This is a genomic window from Paenibacillus sp. Z3-2, from assembly GCF_054161325.1.
Window position 1 is genome coordinate 1577916 of sequence record NZ_CP096397.1, and the last position, 17341, is coordinate 1595256.

Sequence of the window (17341 nt, forward strand, 5' to 3'; positions counted from 1 at the left end):
GTGCGCTTGGCTCGTGGTTCCACCCTAATTTGGTTATGGTGCACCCTGATCTCGACCAGCCGTCGTGAACAGGAAACATCATAACCCTCATTGGAATCCGTTATCGGGGATCAGGCGGTGAACTCTACTGGCAATATGCCGAACATCCGAGGGAAGTCCGAAATGCTGAGGTTCGAGGTCACGGCTGCAGAGGGGTAATTCCGGTCCGTTCGCTGAAGAAGGTTTCACCAATCCCCTCTCTCTCTGGGCAGCACGCAATCGAAATCTTGTCTCTGGTCATCGCCAAATATGTTAGATCAAATTATTAGTATTATTCTGAAATGTGTTGCATTCAATATCAATATATGGGAACAGGTGTTATTGAGTGTCGATTATATAGACTGAAAATGGAAAGGTCAAGTGGAACGTTTTATTTAGCTTCGGATCCCCCATCCCATATTAAGCGAATGATCGTTCCTTCACCAGGCGTGGACTGTACCTTAATACGACCTTTCATGGCTTCGATCAAACCTTTGGTTACCGCCATGCCCAGGCCTGATCCAACATCCGATGTACCTGTATCTGTACCGCGATAGTATCGTTCAAATAACTTCCATACCGTCTCGGAGTCCATGCCTCGTCCATTATCGGCAAACTGAATGCTGAATTGATCTGCCTGCTGACCAGAATGAACACTAACGACCAGGGTGGAATCCAGTGGATTATGAAGAAGGGCATTGGCGGTCAGATTATCCACGATTCGTTCAAATGACGGAATATGCACAAGGCCATACACTGGTACTTCGGAAGCTTGGAATATAATGCGACCTTCCCCATATGCTGGGTTCCGTTCAGCGCGCTGAATCAGATCACGAAGCAACGTATTTACGTCAGTCTCTTCCACCACAGGTTGATATCCTCCACTGCGTAATCGATAGGTCATGGCAAGGTCGTTGACAAGCCTGTCCATATACATGGATTTATCGAGCATTATGCCTGCGAATTCCCTGACTTCTTCCTCGGTCCAGCTATATTTGTCTGCCTCAAGCATATGGGCGTATCCCTGAATGGAGGATAGGGGCGTCTTAAGATCATGTGTTATGCCGGCGATCCATTCCTCGCGTAATGAATCGGTCTGTTTCCGAAGTTCTTCATCTTGCTTCAACGTGTGAGACAAGGCTTGCATGGAGCGGAGCACCTCAGCATACACGTGATATTTCCGTTTCCATTTTCCGTTACGACGCTGGCTGCGAGGCATTCCTAACGCTCCGGTGGGTTCCTCGTAATGTCCTCGCTCCAGACGCTGTAACCATTGGAGCATATGCAGCATGGGCGATCCGAAGCGGTTGGCATACCAGAAGGCGAGCAAGATGAGCAGAATGATGATGCTCACGATCAATATAACCAATGCCGGTTCCAGAATAAAACTGTAGGGGTTCTGATTCCCGGTAGCGGATGGGTCACTAGGAATGCTAATTAGCCAAGTGGTTTCATTCTGTTCGTCGTACCACGTTGCAACAGACAGGCCGGATCGACTCGGATAGCGAACTTGCAGAACGAGTTCCTGAATGGTGTATTCGGTCGGTACGTCCATGGCTGGTTTGTTGAAGGAGGAAATTTCACGTCCTGACGGGTCCAATACTTGAAGGTAGGCATTGGCGGCACGAATGGCTTCCTGTTGCTCAGGTTGAAGAGCGAATTTTCCACTGGTGGGACCTCGATCCGAACGAATTTGATTTATTAGGACCCTTGCCGGGTTGCGCTCACCATATAACAAGGTAAAATCCTTTCCGTTCTTCTCCCGGATCAGCATGACAATCTGATAAGGGAATGGCTTTTGACTTTCCCAGTATGCAATCAATTCTCCTGGCTTATAGTGAGTAGGGACATCGGCCGGGGTGTGGTATGCATCAATGGCGTAACCTTGTTCATCCAGAACTTGGAGCCAGCCTTGATTTTTATCCACTTGCTTCAGCAATTCGGGGTCATATCGGATGGAATCATCCGGCATGATCTCTGCTGTATTAATTAATTGGTCCAGACCGTTAGTAGCAAAATCATCTACCAGATTCACTTCATTTACCTTTTGCACGACCCAATAGGTGGCTAAAGAACCAAGCAGAATGATAAGAACGACGGCTCCGGCTAGCATCCCGATAAATCGGGTCATTAACCTGCGACGAATACTCATGGGCGCGACACATGTTCCGGTTGAATCAGTTTGTAACCCAGACCCCGGACGTTGACGAGAAACACCGGATTGGGAGGGTCGGCTTCAATGCGCTCCCGAATGCGGTGAATATGAACCATCACGGTATTGTCATCACGAATGGCTTCAGAGCCCCATACCCGCTCATATAGATCTGATTTGGTGAATATGCGATTGGGATGCTTGCAGAAAAAAAGCAGCAGTTGAAACACAAGTGCCGGACAGGATACGGATTCTCCTTCAACTCGAAGTTCACCAGCCCATTCCAATACCTGGAATCGTCCAAAGTCGTACACACCCTCCGGCATGCTAGGGAATGACGTATTTACGTTAGATGAGATGAGGTCCGAGATGCTTACTGTTTTTGATGGTAAATAACGCTTCAGTAATGATTTAATTCGAGCAACCACTTCTAGAGGATTAAAGGGTTTGGAGACATAATCGTCGCCACCGACGGCGAACCCGGTTAATTTGTCATAATCCGTTGTTTTGGCTGTTAGAAACAGGATGGGTGCATCGGTGACCTGCCGTAGAAAAGGGCAGATTTCCAGTCCGCTTTTCCCAGGGAGCATGATGTCGAGCACGATACAATGATATGTCTTGTTGTTGCAAGCCTCAAGGGCTGCTTCGGCTGTTGTAACGGTGTCAATATCGAGAAACTGTTCTTTGAGCAGGACCGTTTTGAGCATATGCAGAATAGCCTGTTCATCATCCACAAGCAGTAATGAGACATGATCCATAGTTTAAAAATGACCTCCTGATATTTCCTTTGTGTTTATTGCTAATCATACCATCCAAGAGGGCTGTATAGCGTACGAGCTATCTTAACGGAATCTTAATTATGCGGCCTCAGAAGGTATGGCGAGTTTAACTGCATGTAAGTTGGGGTTAGACGAAGGATAAGACTCATTCTGTACACTTAACTGGAACGTATAACGATTAACAGAAGGGATGTTGAGAATGAACAGGGAAGGTCATCTGAAATCAGAGCCCAATACACATCAGAAATTACAGCATAGAAAGGGCTGGAAGGTCCTTGCGATTACCCTTGGAGCGTGCGTGGTATTGTCTGCTTGCGGCAATGGCAACTCGATTACTTCCGACCAGGCGGAGCAGCAGTCAGCCGAACAGGCGTCGAATAATGAAGCAAGCGAGAACTCCGATCAGGAGCAGAACTCAAGTTCAGGGGTGAGTGCGATGGTAACACCAGATAATTTCATAGATACGTTGATGAATGGTTCGAAGGAGGCGATCTATAGTCAGTTTTCCCCGGAATTGAAGGAAGCCTTAACGTTGGAACAATTCAAGGAAGCTGCTAACCAGTTTCTGGAGGGTGTGGAATCTTGGGAGCTAGTGGTAGATGCCGAAATGAATCAATTAACCGAGCACAGCTGGAAGGATCAAACTGGAACGAAAGGTGTTCAGGTTTATTTTTCTGAAGAAAATCAGATTGAGGGTCTCTTAATTCAGCCGTTAGAAACTTATGAGGATACGGACAGCAAATTCACCAAAACCGAGTTTCATTTCCCCATGAAGGGCGAGTGGTATGTATTCTGGGGAGGCCATGATGTGTTTTCCAACTATCATTATGAGCATGAAACGCAGCGCTATGCGCTGGACATTGTTCGCACAAAAGACAAATCAAGCTATCAAGGTGATGCAACGTCAAATGAAAACTACTATGCTTTTGGTGAACCGCTCTATGCAGCTGCCGATGGTACTGTCGTCGACATCAAGAACGACATTCCGGACAACGTACCGGGGGTCATGAATCCGGAAGAACCGGCGGGTAACTATGTAGTGATCGACCATGGAAATGAGGAGTACAGCATCACAGGACATATCAAGGAAGGTAGTGTTGCGGTCAAAAAAGGAGATAAGCTCAAGCAAGGAGACCTCATCGGTGAACTTGGTAATTCGGGGAACTCCAGTGAAGCTCATCTGCATTTCCAGGTATCGGATGGCCCGGATCTGTTCACATCTCGCTCAATCAACATTCGTTGGGCAGACCAGAGCCAGCGGTTAACGCGTGGGAACACCATTCAGGGACTTTCAGAGTAATGCTCTGTCAGAATGTTAGGGATGACGAAAACTTCTCTTCTCCGTTATAATATCTTCTATAATTAGAGGTTCGATCTGGAATGATGGAGGAGTAGCGATGAAGTTGGAAGATGTGCAGATTGAATATGCGCGCCTGGAGGACTTGCCGAGAATAGTGGAGGTATATAACTCTACCATTGAGAGCCGCATGGTCACGGCGGATTTGGAGCCGGTAACGGTGGAGCAACGTGTTCCGTGGTTCGAGGAGCATTCGCCGGATCATCGTCCGCTCTGGGTGATGAAGCAAGCAGGACATGTTGTAGCATGGGCGAGTCTAAGCTCGTTCTATGGACGTCCTGCGTATAACGGAACGGTGGAAGTTAGCGTATACGTGGATCAGCAATGCCGAGGAATTGGGGCAGGTGGACGTTTGCTCAATACCGTATTTGCGGCATGTCCTGCGCTGGGCATTACGACGATTCTCGGATTTGTCTTTGGACATAACGAACCGAGTCTGGGGTTATTGCGCAAGCATGGTTTTGAGCAGTGGGGATATTATCCCGAAGTGGCTGTGCTGGATGGTGTGAATAGAGATCTGGCGATTTTGGGCAAAAAAATATAAGTGTCGTTCTTATTCGTGAGATTAACACATCAAAAACCTCCAACCGAAGTGATAGGGTTGGAGGTTTTTTGGCATTCCAATATATAGTGCTCTCTATGAGAAATGGAGATAGTGTTTATACGCCAAGGTGATGCATAATCCTCCGAATGTGGTTGCTTGTTCTATGAGCGTAGAGAACTGAATGATTGAATGCGAATAACTATAGCAATTAACCTTGTTAGATGCAGTTAATTTGAAATAAAAAAAGCCGTTCTCCACGAACGATCATTTTCAAACGATAACACCTCCAAAAAAAGATTGACGGGCAGACCCCGGCAAACTATAATCGGTAACAAGTAACTTGATATGTAAGGAGTCCTGACATGATATGTTAGTAATCGACGAGGTGTATCACCATACAGCATTGCAAATATCATCGTCCGATTTATTGTACCTTATCGAACGGCTGAAGGTCAAAAAAGAAAATGAGATCGAAACGCTCAAGCAGAAGATTGAACAGTTCGAACAAAAGCGCCGAGCGGAAGAAGTCGCTTATCAATCGTTATCAACCGTACGCAAATGGTTTGCAGGACGCCCTGCATCCCACCATCAGGCGGTGGAATATATGGTTCAGGTGAAGGAACGTTTTCGCAAGATGGAACAGATTCGTAGACGCATACGTGAATTGGATCAGATCGCAGAACGAATTAAGCATCCGGACAGCATTGAGCGGGACGAGATCGAGCTTGCGCCCGATACAATCCGTGAGCTCAGACAGCTTAGTGAAACGGAGGATGTACAAGCATGACTTTGGAGACGTTAAGCACCGGGATTGACACGGTCTGGGTCGTACTGAGTGCAGCCATGATATTATTAATGGAGGGTGGATTCGCCCTGCTTGAGGCTGGATTTGTACGTTATAAAAATAGTGTGAACATTATTATGAAGGTTTTTGCTGACATCACCATTGGAACGTTGCTATTTTATGCGATCGGTTTTGGACTGATGTATGGTTCGGACGTTGGCGGTTTTGCCGGAGTAACGGGCTTCTTCCTGAATGGTGACTTGTCCCATCTGGACGTACCGGTATCGCTGGAGACATTCTGGTTGTTCCAGGCTGCCTTTACCATTGCCGTAATTTCCATCGTCTCAGGAGCAGTGGCAGAGCGCATCAACTTCCGTGCCTATCTTCTGTATATCATATTGATGACGGCGATCATCTATCCGATTGGTGGACACTGGGCATGGGGCGGTGGCTGGCTTAGTCAGCTGGGGATGCAGGACTTTGCCGGTTCTGCTGTCATCCATGCACTCGGGGGATTCTCGGCACTGGCTGCTGCGATTATCATTGGCCCGCGTAAAGGCAAATACACGCCACTTGGTGTAAGTGCCATTGCACTACCAAGCAATCTGCCACTGGCGTCTGTAGGTGCATTTCTGCTATGGTTTGGCTGGTTTGGCTTCAACGCTGGCAGTACGCTGAGCGCAACGGATGTAAGAATTGGTCACATAGCGATTGTTACGATGTTATCCGCGGCTTCGGGTGGTGCAGTTACGCTGTTGTATACGCTATTCCGCTTCAATCGTTCGGATGCACCATCGGTCATTAACGGTTCGCTTGCGGGGCTGGTCGGAATTACAGCCGGCTGTGCATTTGTTGGCGATGTAGCTGCCATATTCATTGGGGCGGTATCCGGTTTATTGATGATGGCTGCCACCAACTGGCTGGACCGTCGGCAGATTGATGATCCGGTCGGTGCGTTCCCGGTGCATGCTGCATCTGGCATGTGGGGGACGATTGCTGTAGGTCTGTTCGCTACGGATGGTGGATTATTCATGGGTGGCGGCTGGAGGTTGCTGGGTGTTCAGGCACTTGGCCTTACAGCCCTGGTCATCTGGGGATTCGCCATGACTTGGATCGGTTTGAAGCTGATTGGCAAAATTGTACCTGTTCGTTCGACAGAGGAAGAGGAAGATCTGGGTCTGGATATCAGCTATCATGGTGTGATGGCAGCCCATCAAGCTCATGAATTCCTGGACGGTGAGGAGCATATGCGTGCTTACCAGGAAAAGTCCTCTGGTCCGAATCGTTGAAATGGAATAAAGGATAAGGAAGTAGACTGACAAGGAGTGTCAGTCTCTTTTTTCTATATAAATTGAACTACACATTTACACGAGAACGTAGAGGACAGGAAGAACCTGAAGAAGCGGAGCTAAAAGCTTTCTGCAAGAAAGCTGCTTCGGAAGCATACACTTCGCCTTTATCCCCGGATTTTTACCTTTGCAAGGGTGAATCTAAAAAATCTGGGGATAACAGCGATCGGAAGGTTGTTCTGTCATCGGAGTGATAAGTGTAAAATATTCTTAAGTTCAATTTATATAGAAGCAGGGAAAGATGTCAGGGCGGAAGAATATACAGGGGTGAACCTGAATATGTCTCAGCATAGGTGTCTGAAGGGGAGGATCTATATGATTAAGCCAGAACAATGTGAACGTCTGACCAGAAAAGCCCGTAAAACACTTGAGGAATATGGTTTGGGAGTCGCTGCAGATCTGTTGTTATCTTTAAGCCGCTGGGGAATTCGCCTCGATGTATCCACACTAGACGAATATCGCAGAACAGGGAACTCACGTGTAGGTGGACATCCGGATATGCCAAGTCGCATGGAGTGGCCGGTAACACAAGAAGGAGTTCCAATGACTTTCCTGGCCCAGTTGAACCTGGTGGATTTATCACCATATACGCCGAATGATGGGCGCGGGACTTTGCCTGAACGGGGCATGTTATACTTTTTCGTTGGTAAGGATGAATCAGCTTGTCCCATTGAGCATCGTGTGATCTTTGAGCCGAGTTCTCATAACCTGATAAGGCGAGAGCCAGAAGGTAATACCGCGCTGGATGGAGCTCCTTTTGTTGCACATTCGGTGACTGTGCTGCCTAATCTTGAGTTTCCTACATATGCATATATAGACGCTAATTCGCTGAACGAGCTCTCGCCTTCGCAGCCTGAGAACGATAAGACTGAGGCGGAAATAGATCTGTATGACCGATACCTTGAATTCGAATCGAACTGGAATCATCCAAGTACATTGAACTGGGGTGGGATGTTTGGATACCCTGATGGGCAGCATCCGGATGCCGAGCACCGTGCCTTGTTACAGATCGTGCTGGGAGAAGAGTATGGTTATAACGAGCAGGAATGTGAGAAGAAGCTCACCTCGCATTACGGCGGTGATGAGGATCGGACATGGCAGGAACTATCCGATACGTTGCTGCTGTTGAAGATAGATACACATGACGCCATCGGTTTCCAATGGTGGGATTGCGGGGAATTGCAATTTTTCATTCGCAAGTCTGACCTGGAGGCTGGACGATTCGGGCAAACGTATTGTTCGTTATACTCCAGTTGAGCGAAGATTTGAAATCAAATAAGCAACAAAATGTCCTGAATCCCGTCTGTAAGAAGGAGGAAGGACTTTTTTGTTCGTAGATTGTTAGATTTGGTATGTAGCTTGTTTATATAATAAGGAGGAATATCATAGTTGATAACCGATCATACGTTCTGTATAATGGGATAAAAAGGAAGTGTATCTGTTGATTCAATCTGCATTCAAACATATTGATGTGGCAGTAACATCATTAATTGATATATGTGATCAGCTGTCAGAAGAAGATTTGGCTTTGACTCCAATTGAGGGCAAACGGCCTGTTGGGGAACTGCTGTCCCATCTGTCTGTGATCTGCCGAGCGGATGTTTATATATCGGAAGGTGCATCGGAAGAAGAGATGGCTCTATTCTATGCAGAGAATCAGGTTCATTCACTCAGTCAGATCAAGCAAGCTCTGATTGATAACCAGATGTATCTATACCAACGCTACAGGCAGTTTAATACCGAAGAATTACTGCATGTGACGGATTCATACTGGGGAGCTTCCTATAGTCGGCTGGAGTGGTTGCTTGAGATTATGGGGCATGTGTATCATCACAGGGGACAATTGTATACGATGCTAACCCTGACGGGCAAAGAACCCAAATCAATTCTTTTTAAATAGAAATAAGGTATTATGTATACGAGACATACGGTAATGATAGGAACGGATGGAATACATATAAGCATGTAGCAGGAATACTGCGGGTTAAAGTAGAAATAGATCGATGAAACTACAAGCTTTACGTGAAACCACGAAAGGTTTATGACTTGAACAGCACAATATATGGAATTCGCTAGGTTTATTCACTTCGGAAGTCAGCATTCCATATTGCATCGGACAGATGATTTTCGCAGTCTCACATCTCGATGGTATACTTTGAAATAGATAGTCAATTGTGGAAGAGAGAGGAATAATGCCGTGGCACAGCCAGCAACCATTCTGCTTGTGGATGACGAGCAAGAGATTATCAAACTGATGGAAATCTATTTTGGCAACGAGGGTTACCGGATACTCACCGCGAGTGATGGCCTCGAAGCGTTGGAACAATTAAAGAATGAATCGATCGATCTCATTATTCTGGATGTCATGATGCCAAACATGGACGGAATCGAAGCTTGTATGAAGATCCGGGAAGAGCAGAAAATGCCGATTATCATGCTCTCCGCCAAAAGCATGGATATGGATAAAATAACAGGACTAAGCATCGGTGCTGATGATTATGTGACCAAGCCGTTTAACCCGCTTGAGCTGGTTGCACGGGCTAAGTCTCAGTTGCGCAGGTACCATACTTTCAATGAAGGTCGGGAGAACAAGGAGCACGAATGGATTATTGATGATCTGGTCATTAATACCGATACACATGAAGTTTGGGTGGATGAGCAGCCGGTTCGTCTGACTCCGCGTGAATTTGCAGTTATCGAATTACTGGCTCGTCACCAAGGTTCAGTACTCAGTATGGAACAGATCTATCGTCAAGTCTGGAAAGAAGAATTCATGGAGTCGAACAATACCGTTATGGTGCATATTCGCAAGATTCGTGAGAAGATTGAACTCGACAGCAAACATCCCAAGTTCATTCAGACGGTATGGGGTGTGGGCTACAAGATGATTAAACCGCAATAAGCATGAACATCTACAGGATGTCGTGTGATATGAACACAGGCAGGGAGTTCCTAAATGAATGCTAAGTTGATTAATACAGTCCGATGGAAATTTATCTATGCATTTCTGCTGAGCGGCATATTAACTGCGGTTATTTTGTATGGGGGCAGTCAGGTGGGACAGACCATCTTGGAGGCGCAGACGTATCCGAATTATTCAATTCCAGCCCAAGGAATCAGGTGGTTGGTGAATAATATCGGTTCAGTGCCTTTGATGATTGTGGTAGGCTTTTTTGGTTTTGTGCTGTTTTTCTTCCTATTCTCTCGCAAGGTGATGCGGGTTCTGGATGAAATTACGGCAGGAATTCAGGAAGTTGCCAAAGGAGAGCTATCCCATCGCATCGAGGTGAAGACCTCAGATGAATTCGGAGTGGTCGCTGCTAGCATTAATCAGATGGCTGAACAATTGCAGCTCTCGCTTCAAGAAGAGCGTAGTGCGGTCGCTGCCAAAAACGATCTGATTACGGGCATATCACACGATCTGAGAACACCACTAACCTCCATTCTTGGATTTCTGGAGTACATTGAGAAGGATCGGTATCAGGATGAACTTGAGATGCGCTATTACGTTAGCATTGCCTATGAGAAATCCTTGACTCTTCGTAAGCTAATCGATGACTTGTTCGAATATACGCGTGTGAGTGGTGGGAGTCTTCCGTTGTCTTTGCAAGTGTTGAACTTGAATTCGTTTCTGATGCAGCTGGCTGAAGAGTTTGCTCCCATGCTGGAGGATGCTGGCATGACCTACAGGATCATCGGCGGGCAAGAGCCACTATGGATACAGGCTGCTCCCGGGGAGCTTGTACGAGCATATGAGAATCTGTTCAGCAATGCCATTCGGTATGGTTCGCAAGGTAAACTAATGGAGATTGGGCTGGCCCTTGAAGGTAAAGAGGCTGTAGTGCGCATCAGTAATTATGGTGAACCGATTCCGGCACAAGATCTGCCACATCTATTTGATCGATTCTATCGTGTCGATAAATCCCGTTCCCGTGAAACGGGAGGTACGGGTCTCGGCCTGGCGATTGCCAAATCGATGATTGAATTACATCGAGGAAGTATCGTTGCCTACAGTGAAAATGGCAGAACGGATTTTGTTACGCGCTTCCCTGCGATTGCTGCTCCGTCAAGTAATTACTCAGAGGAGTAATAATTAAGAATTTGGTAAGAAGTTAACTACTTCTTCATTAAGAAATATGCGATATGCTACCTCTATTACCATATTGTTGTATAGAGGAGGATACCGAATATGAAGTCCCGATTCAGTACTGTAAGGCTCAGATACATATACATTGGAGGAGCAAGCGCGTTACTCAGCGCAGCGCTCCTTTTTGTCGTTTATCACGTGCTACGATTTGCGCATAATCACGTCCTTCCTGATACAGCATGGATAACGCGTATGATGAACTGGGGAATCAACCATATCGGAACAAAGCCGTTCTTCATCTTCATTGGCGGAGCCGTGTTTGCGATCTTTTTCTGGATTCGATCCCAGAAGATTGCGGAAGATCTCAGTCAACTTGCGCGCGGAACAGCCGAACTTGCATTGGGCCACAATCCTGGAAGAATTGATGTTTTAAGTGGTGGTGAACTACGACAAATTGCTGCCAATCTGAATGCGATTGCTATTCTCCTGAATGAGGAAGGGCGGAGCATATCAGAACCGAAACATGAGAGAAGAGAGATACAGGGAGCGTCTATTAAGCATGAGCAACCCGACCTTCGACAGCATGTGGAAGAAGACAAGGAGAACGCTCAAACTATATCTACACAGATTGACTTACCGATAAAACTTACCCTCTACGGTGTCCGTTCCTCTCTGGATGAGATCATCCAAGGGCGCTGCCAAGACGAGGTGGAAGTTCAGCACTGGGTCAAGTTGGCGTATGAACAGACATTGCTGCTTCAACATGCTCTGGAGATTACACAACGGAATGGACAGGGACGCGGAGTTTCAATTGAACGGGTAGACAAGGAGCCTGAATGTTGAAGCACGGGAGTAAGAGATGGATGTATTACATTTTTGATGCAGCAGTGGTTGTAGTTTTGATGTTGACCCTTTTCTATCTCTATCTAATTACTTATGGCGAAGGAATGCTTCGCAATCGTCCAGAGGCCATGCAGGTGGCCTCTTCAACCATTATTACGAATACAGAGGGGACCGAAATTTCGAGGTTGCATACGCAGACCAAAGGGTATTCAGAATATGCTGACCTGAACGCCATGCCGGATTTATTGAAAATGGCATTTTTGGCTACAGAAGATCGACGTTTCTACAACCATGATGGACTGGATTTCATCGGTCTCGGCAGAGCCATTGTGCAAGACATTATACATATGAATCTGAGTCAGGGAGGAAGTTCCATCACGCAGCAACTGGCAAGAAATCTGTACTTGAGTGGGGATAAAACGTTGAGTCGAAAGGTGAATGAGATGTCGATTGCGATGGCCCTTGAGAAGAAGTACAGCAAGGATGAAATTCTGGAAATGTATCTGAATCAGATCTACATGGGACGCCAGCAGTATGGTGTGAAGGCGGCAGCTTGGCGCTACTTTGGAATCAAGGATATGTACCAGTTGGAGCTATGGCAGATCGCCACATTGGCTGGTATTCCGAAAGGCCCATCCATATACAATCCGGTGGATCATCATGACCTTTCCAAACAGAGGCGTGCTGTTGTTCTTGGTCTAATGCATGAACAGGGATTGATTACGCGAAAACAGATGCTCGAAGCCCGTAGCGTCGATTACACGCCGCCTGAAACCATGTTGAATGAAGCAACTTCACCGGGCTTGAGCGAGCCCTCATATGTGTCTGCTGTGGATGCTGTGATTCAGGAGGCTTCTCGGCTCACAGGCAAGAGTGAAGCAGAGATTCAATCGGCAGGTTGGGTTATTCAAACCGGGTTGGACCAACAAGCGCAACTGGCTATGGAAGAAACATTTGCAGACGCTACCCGATTCCCCGATGATCGCCAAGACGAGAAGGTTCAGGCAAGTATGGTTATTATCGACCAGCACAACGGTGAAGTGAAAGCGATGATGGGTGGACGTAATCCCTTGAAAGGAGGCATCAACCGGGCGATTATGGATGCAAGGCAGCCAGGCTCTTCTTTTAAACCGATTATTGCATATGGCCCTGCGTTGGAGTCGGGGAAGTTTACATCAGAGAGCATACTACCCGATAAACGCATGAGTTATGGCAACTATCAGCCAAGCAATCTTGGTGGACGATACAGCGGTTCAATATCTATGTCCCAAGCCCTGCAAAAGTCCGTCAACGCCCCAGCCGTATGGCTGCTTCATGAGACCGGACTGAACTACGCACATCAATTTGCAGCACGAATCGGTATTGAACTGGGGAAAGAAGATCTAAACCTCTCGATTGCCTTGGGAGGTGTGCATCAGGGGGTGTCTCCAATGAAGATGGCGCAGGCCTATACAGTGTTTGCGAATAATGGCAAGTTGAATTCGGCCCACCTGATACGCAAGATTACAGATTCACAAGGACGTACAATATTTGCTCACAAGTCAGAAAATAAGCAGGTAATCTCCTCTAGCACGGCGAATGCCATGACCAGAATGCTTCAAAGTGTAGTCAGTCAGGGGACCGGAAGCCGGGCACAACTGGGTCAACACAAGGTAGCAGGGAAAACGGGAACAACACAGGCTGCATTACCTGGTGTGGGAAGAGAGGCCAATCGGGATCTGTGGTTTGTGGGCTATACGAGTAACTGGACAGCGGCGGTCTGGATGGGATTTGATCACACGGATGCAGAACATTATATGAGGTCAGGAAGTGGTGTTGCAGCGGAGTTGTTCGCAACGGTAATGAAACGCGCGATGCGATAGACTTACTACGAGTAATCGAGTAGTGGACAATGGCACGAGGAGGATGAAATGGACAACAGACACATGAAATTGGATGGAGAGCTGCCTGGCATCTCGGGATTAGGCGGATGGCTTATTTTGATTCAGATTAGTCTTTGGTTCTCGCTGGTGTTTCTTATCTCGGATGTGTCACGGGTAAATGTCATTATGGACCCGGCCAGATGGGAAGGAGGCCGGGGTGTTGATAAGCAGATATACACTGAGGTGATACGCCCACTCCTATGGTTTGGCTTCATTAGCAGCATCATTCTTTTAGTGATCGTTATCGTGAATCTCGTTCTTTTATATACAAGGAAGAGTCAGTTTCCGCGCATGATGATGGTGATGTATATTATGAATGTTATCATAGGCATTGTGACATGGATTCTGATTGCACGAAGTGAGATCCCAAGAGAACAGCATGTACTTGATGCAACACCAGCTTTTTATTTGATCGTACGATCAATTCTGACTTGCTGTATCTTCATTCCGTATTTTCTGAGATCAGTGCGGGTTAAAAATACATTCATAAATTAACAGATTTCGATGAGTAGATTATCGCTCAATAGGAAAGCGATACGGAAGGCCCGTTAGTATACAAGAGTTCATCCTGTATGCCTAACGGGCCTTTTGCGTGTTGAATATATGAGAAGAACGATCATTTCGATGATGATTTTGTCCGTATCGAGGCGGGAATTCGGCGTATCATCTGATTCAATACCTCGGATAACACAAGGCCTACGGCAATGGCACCGGATAGCATGAGTGCTTTGGCGGCCATCTCCATGGCTGCACTGTAGTCATTTTGCACAAAACTTCGCATCGCATTGTAAGCCAGTCCACCAGGAACCAGAGGAATGATGCCTGCAACGCTGAAGATGATGACAGGTGCACGAAACATGCGAGAGAATACCTGGCTGATGACACCTACGGCTATAGTCGCTGCAAGTGTAGCAGGAACCGCATCTGCTGCATATTCGAACACGACATAGATAATCCAGCCGATCATGCCGACAAATCCACCGTGGAGCAGCATGCGCCGTGGTGCGTTGAAGATGATCCCGAACGCGGCTGAAGCGACAAAGCTAGTCAAGGCTTGTTCAATAAAATGGAGCATATCCTGCATTCCTCCGTCTTACATAAAAAGTGAAAATACAACCGCAATGCCGGTACCTATGGCAAAGGCAGTCAGAAAGGCCTCGGCTCCCTTGGATAATCCGGATACCAGATGCCCGGCCATCAGGTCGCGTACAGCATTGGTAATTAACAATCCCGGTACCAGTGGCATAACCGAACCAATAATGATTTTGTCCCGTTCATGTCCTGCTCCCATGTAGACCAGGAAAAAAGCGAGCAAGCCAATGACGAAGGCCGCCGTAAGCTCAGCAAAGAATTTGACCCGTACCAACCGGTGAAAAGCAATAACGGCTGCATAACCTATGCCACCGCAGATCAACGCCGGAAGAAAGTCGCTCCAGCCCCCACCGAACATAATAGTAAAACAACCGCTGGATAACGCCGCAGCTCCAAGCTGCACAGTCGTTGAATAGGAGGAGGGCTTGCCTTCAATCTGTACCAACAGGTCATGGGCTTCCTGAACGGATAGTTCCCCTTGTCCGATGCGCCGGGAGACCGCGTTCACTTCGGATACCTTGTCCAGATCCGTCGTACGCTCAGAAATGCGAATCAGCTTTGCGGGTTCCGTTGCATCGACAGAGAAGAAGATACCTGTTGGCACAACATAACTGTGTGAATGGGGTAATCCCAGCGCTGCGGCCATACGTTTCATCGTATCTTCCACACGGTAGGTCTCACCACCGCTTTGCAGCATGATTTTGCCTGCGAGCAGACAGATTGCAATCACGCGGGATTGTTCAGTAGGGGTGTTATCAATCATACCCGTCTCGGTCTGCGATACAGGTGATGAATCATGACGTATGTATTCCAACCGGATCAAGCTCCGTTTCATATGAGATAAGGCGTGGTGCCGACACCATTGTATCATATTTCACACGCTCGCAAGGAATCATACCGCACTAGCACCATGGCGATAAAAAAGCTTCGTTCCAAGACCTGAAGGTCACCGGAGCGAAGCTTCTTGAAGTGGGTTCGGATATCGTGGCATGATACCAGCTACATCAACAGTGTAATAACCAACAATTCATACAGCACAAGCGGCAAAATCGTCGGTCCAAACAAGGCACGTGCTTCAGGATATCCATGCATCGGGGTAACCTGGAGATACAGAATTCCCCGGTCTGCACTAATAATGACGCCTTCCCATACCTGCCCATCGATATTCTGCACTTGTACCTTCTTGCCTACATGCTGCCGAGCTGTATGATGAAGCATATTCCGCACACTTTGCACGGATTGAAGCATCGGTTGATTGGCTTGATACACGACACGCGTGGACGGCGTGGATGTGGATTCAGACATGATGCACAACCCTTCCTCAAAATAAGTTCTTACTTCAAGGTATGCATCTGCCTACAAAAGGTGATTACACGAACGCCATCTCAAGGCTCCCGCGTCCATTTTCATAAGCCACTTTGCCCAGTGCTCCATTCACAAAGGTTAACTGAGGCGGAAGATGACCAAGATCCACATCGTACAGTACAGGGACATCCAGGTTCCTCAGTGCAGAGGAGAGGGCATCGGTGAAATTGAAATCCTCTGTATCGGAATAACCCGCAGGTCGTCCGATCATGAAGCCTTTCACACCAGCAAACCAGCCTGCCTGTTTCATCTGCCACAGAAGACGGTAGATATCCCCTGCGTTCATCGCACAGCTCTCCAGATACCAGATGGTACCTTCGACTGCACAGTATTGCTCCACATAGGATGCAACAGGTGCATACGGCGTGCCAATCAGACTGGAGATCGTATCCATGCAGCCGCCGATCAGCCGACCGGAGAACGATACCGAGGTGTCTATATCCTCCGGTTGCCCGAGCTGTTTCCAGTGGGAGGGTGTATCCAAATTGAATCCAGGTAGATCCGGTTTCCATTCAGATTGGTAATGTGTGGAAGACGTTTGTGTGATCTGTCCGCCGTATTTGGTCTGTAACACATCAATCCAGCGCGCAGTCACGGGATCGAGGGCGTCTGATCTAAGATCCACATAATTGGTGCCATGCGCTGATGCTGTTCCGGTGATCAGGGTATATGCGAATAAAAAGGTACTGATATCCGAATAACCCATGACCCATTTGGGCGGTAATGTTCTCAAGGCTTCCCAGTCGAGAAGGGGAAGGATATCCATGAGGAACTCCCCTCCCCAGGGAGGAATGATGGCCTGAATACTAGGGTCACGGAAAAAAGCATTCATCTCTTCGGCGCGATCCTCTTTGGAGGCACTCACACATTTGGTGTTGTGACGGAGCGAAGGGCTTTCTTGTACGACAAAGCCCATGCGCTCCATATTGCGTTTACTCTCTTCAAGATAATGGTGCAGGGATTCGCCTACACCGCTGGATGGTGCTGCCACACCGACAATACCCCCTTGCGAGAGTGGCTGTGGATAACGAATGGTACGTTGATTCATG

The 17341-nt window shown here is 47.4% G+C and carries 17 protein-coding genes; 11 read left to right on the forward strand and 6 right to left on the reverse strand.

What is annotated here, in order from left to right:
• Positions 1-409: 409 nt before the first annotated feature.
• Both M1D71_RS06835 and M1D71_RS06840 read right to left on the reverse strand, forming a co-directional pair.
• On the reverse strand, positions 410-2170 hold the full coding sequence (locus M1D71_RS06835; protein WP_458125797.1) for a sensor histidine kinase: 1761 nt from the start codon (positions 2168-2170) through the stop codon (positions 410-412).
• Positions 2167-2928: a response regulator transcription factor gene (locus tag M1D71_RS06840; RefSeq protein ID WP_458125798.1), complete on the reverse strand. Its 762-nt coding sequence runs from the start codon at positions 2926-2928 to the stop codon at positions 2167-2169. Before M1D71_RS06840 ends, M1D71_RS06835 begins: the two co-directional genes overlap by 4 nt.
• Before the next feature lie 220 nt (positions 2929-3148).
• Between M1D71_RS06840 and M1D71_RS06845 the strand changes: the two genes are divergently transcribed.
• The 11 genes from M1D71_RS06845 to M1D71_RS06895 all read left to right on the forward strand — a co-directional run bounded on the left by M1D71_RS06845 (position 3149) and on the right by M1D71_RS06895 (position 14330).
• Positions 3149-4249, forward strand: coding sequence for a peptidoglycan DD-metalloendopeptidase family protein (locus M1D71_RS06845; RefSeq protein ID WP_458125799.1), 1101 nt, complete (start codon positions 3149-3151; stop codon positions 4247-4249).
• A gap of 97 nt (positions 4250-4346) precedes the next feature.
• On the forward strand, positions 4347-4850 hold the full coding sequence (locus M1D71_RS06850) for an N-acetyltransferase family protein (protein ID WP_458125800.1): 504 nt from the start codon (positions 4347-4349) through the stop codon (positions 4848-4850).
• 367 nt (positions 4851-5217) lie between these two features.
• Positions 5218-5637, forward strand: coding sequence for a hypothetical protein (locus M1D71_RS06855; RefSeq protein WP_458125801.1), 420 nt, complete (start codon positions 5218-5220; stop codon positions 5635-5637).
• Positions 5634-6923, forward strand: a complete 1290-nt coding sequence (locus tag M1D71_RS06860) for an ammonium transporter (RefSeq protein ID WP_458125802.1) — start codon at positions 5634-5636, stop codon at positions 6921-6923. Before M1D71_RS06855 ends, M1D71_RS06860 begins: the two co-directional genes overlap by 4 nt.
• A 375-nt stretch (positions 6924-7298) precedes the next feature.
• Entirely contained in the window at positions 7299-8240 is a 942-nt protein-coding gene (locus M1D71_RS06865; RefSeq protein ID WP_458125803.1) for a DUF1963 domain-containing protein, read from the forward strand.
• A gap of 175 nt (positions 8241-8415) precedes the next feature.
• Entirely contained in the window at positions 8416-8883 is a 468-nt protein-coding gene (locus M1D71_RS06870) for a DinB family protein (RefSeq protein WP_458125804.1), read from the forward strand.
• 354 nt (positions 8884-9237) lie between these two features.
• A complete protein-coding gene (locus M1D71_RS06875) occupies positions 9238-9885 on the forward strand; it encodes a response regulator transcription factor (protein ID WP_458127191.1) in 648 nt (215 codons plus the stop codon).
• Between the two features lie 54 nt (positions 9886-9939).
• Positions 9940-11073 carry a sensor histidine kinase gene (locus M1D71_RS06880; RefSeq protein ID WP_458125805.1) on the forward strand — a complete coding sequence of 378 codons (1134 nt, stop codon included), beginning with the start codon at positions 9940-9942 and terminating at the stop codon, positions 11071-11073.
• 99 nt (positions 11074-11172) lie between these two features.
• On the forward strand, positions 11173-11913 hold the full coding sequence (locus M1D71_RS06885) for a hypothetical protein (RefSeq protein WP_458125806.1): 741 nt from the start codon (positions 11173-11175) through the stop codon (positions 11911-11913).
• A gap of 20 nt (positions 11914-11933) precedes the next feature.
• Complete coding sequence (locus tag M1D71_RS06890; protein WP_458125807.1) at positions 11934-13775, forward strand: transglycosylase domain-containing protein; 1842 nt, start codon at positions 11934-11936, stop codon at positions 13773-13775.
• Between the two features lie 48 nt (positions 13776-13823).
• The gene (locus M1D71_RS06895) at positions 13824-14330 is read left to right on the forward strand and encodes a DUF2569 family protein (RefSeq protein ID WP_458125808.1); all 507 of its coding nucleotides are present in this window, start codon (positions 13824-13826) and stop codon (positions 14328-14330) included.
• A gap of 121 nt (positions 14331-14451) precedes the next feature.
• On the opposite strand, the gene M1D71_RS06900 is transcribed toward M1D71_RS06895, so the two are convergent.
• The 4 genes from M1D71_RS06900 to M1D71_RS06915 form a co-directional block, all read right to left on the reverse strand.
• Positions 14452-14910, reverse strand: a complete 459-nt coding sequence (locus M1D71_RS06900) for a threonine/serine exporter family protein (protein WP_458125809.1) — start codon at positions 14908-14910, stop codon at positions 14452-14454.
• 18 nt (positions 14911-14928) lie between these two features.
• Positions 14929-15690 carry a threonine/serine exporter family protein gene (locus M1D71_RS06905; protein ID WP_458127192.1) on the reverse strand — a complete coding sequence of 254 codons (762 nt, stop codon included), beginning with the start codon at positions 15688-15690 and terminating at the stop codon, positions 14929-14931.
• Between the two features lie 236 nt (positions 15691-15926).
• Positions 15927-16232 (reverse strand): hypothetical protein, encoded by a 306-nt coding sequence (locus M1D71_RS06910; protein WP_458125810.1) that lies wholly within the window; start codon positions 16230-16232, stop codon positions 15927-15929.
• A 64-nt stretch (positions 16233-16296) separates the two neighbouring features.
• Complete coding sequence (locus M1D71_RS06915; protein ID WP_458125811.1) at positions 16297-17340, reverse strand: S66 family peptidase; 1044 nt, start codon at positions 17338-17340, stop codon at positions 16297-16299.
• Position 17341 lies beyond the last annotated feature (1 nt).